Genomic DNA, 1151 nt, shown 5'->3' with positions numbered 1-1151 from the left:
GGGAGAGCAACCGTGTCAAGCAGGTCGGTTGTTCTGCCAAGGCCGACCCGTCTTGACCATGACATTGAGAATCGTCAGAAGCTTCCTCATGCACCCGACGATGGCGACTTTGAACGGCTTGCCAGCCGCTCTCATGCGTTCATAGAACTCGGTGATCGCCGGGTTGTGCTGCATCGCTGTGACTGCAGCCATGAACAGCGCCTTGCGAACATCGGCACGCCCGCCCCTTATGTAACGCTGACCACGCCGCCTGCCGCTATCGTCATTGAAGGGCGCAAGGCCGACCAGCGCGGCGATCTGCTGGCGGTTTAGCGTGCCAAGTTCCGGCAGCCGTCCGAGCAGCGTGAAGATTGTCACCTTGCCCACCCCCGGCATGCTATCGAGCAAATCCACCTTGTTCTTCCAGGCTTCGCTGGTGCGTAGCCGGTGCGTCATGTCGAGGTCGGTGGACTTGATCCGCGCATCCAGCCACGCGATATGCTCCTTCAAGCTCTTCTGCGCGACAGCCGGCGCCTTGTCCAGGCGGGTCTTTTCCTGCGCACGCATGACGACCAACTGACTGCGACGATCCAGCAAATCAGCGAATTCACGCTGCATCTCGTCGGGCAGCGGTCGCACCGGCGGCCGAATTTGCTGGGCAAAGCGCGCAATTACCCGCGCATCCAGCCTGTCCGTCTTGGCCAGGATGCCACACGCTTTGGCAAAGTCGCGGATCTGCCTGGCATTGATCACCACCACCGGCAATCCAGCGGCAGCCAGTGCCATGCTCACAGGGGTCTCATAACCGCCTGTGGCCTCCATGACAACCCGATCCACCTCGCCATTGACGTTGAGCTCCGTCAGGTGCTCCACGAGCAAGGCGATACCCTTCTCGTCGTTGCTGAACTGGCGCGGGCCGCCTTGCGGCACAACATCGATATCCAGGGTCTTCTTGCTGACGTCGATGCCGATTGCTAGCTTGATATCCATTTGGCTTGTCCCATCCTTGTGTCAATCCGGCGTGCTGCCTTACAACCGTTCGGGCTTAGGCTAAACGCTACCAAGAAATGGACACCACGATCCTAGCTCTCCCTCGAACTTGGACTAACGTCCAGAGCATGGGGTTGTCGATCTGTGGCGTCCGGAGACAATGATGCGACATACAAGGGGTT

Annotated in this window: 1 protein-coding gene; it reads right to left on the bottom strand. The window is 59.5% G+C overall.

Going from position 1 to position 1151, the window contains the following annotated elements; all coding sequences use genetic code 11:
• Positions 1–15 precede the first annotated feature (15 nt).
• Positions 16–969 carry an IS110 family transposase gene (locus tag ABDB81_RS30340; protein WP_160471606.1) on the bottom strand — a complete coding sequence of 318 codons (954 nt, stop codon included), beginning with the start codon at positions 967–969 and terminating at the stop codon, positions 16–18.
• Between the last annotated feature and the right edge of the window lie 182 nt (positions 970–1151).

Source organism: Cupriavidus sp. DL-D2 (assembly GCF_039710735.1).
Lineage (GTDB): Bacteria > Pseudomonadota > Gammaproteobacteria > Burkholderiales > Burkholderiaceae > Cupriavidus.
Note: the sequence above shows the minus strand (reverse complement) of the source record. Positions and strands in the feature narration are given on the sequence as shown.

Bases quoted from the DNA above. Each gene is read 5' to 3' on its own strand.
- ABDB81_RS30340 (WP_160471606.1), bottom strand. From the start codon at position 969: ATGGATATCAAGCTAGCAATCGGCATCGACGTCAGCAAGAAGACCCTG.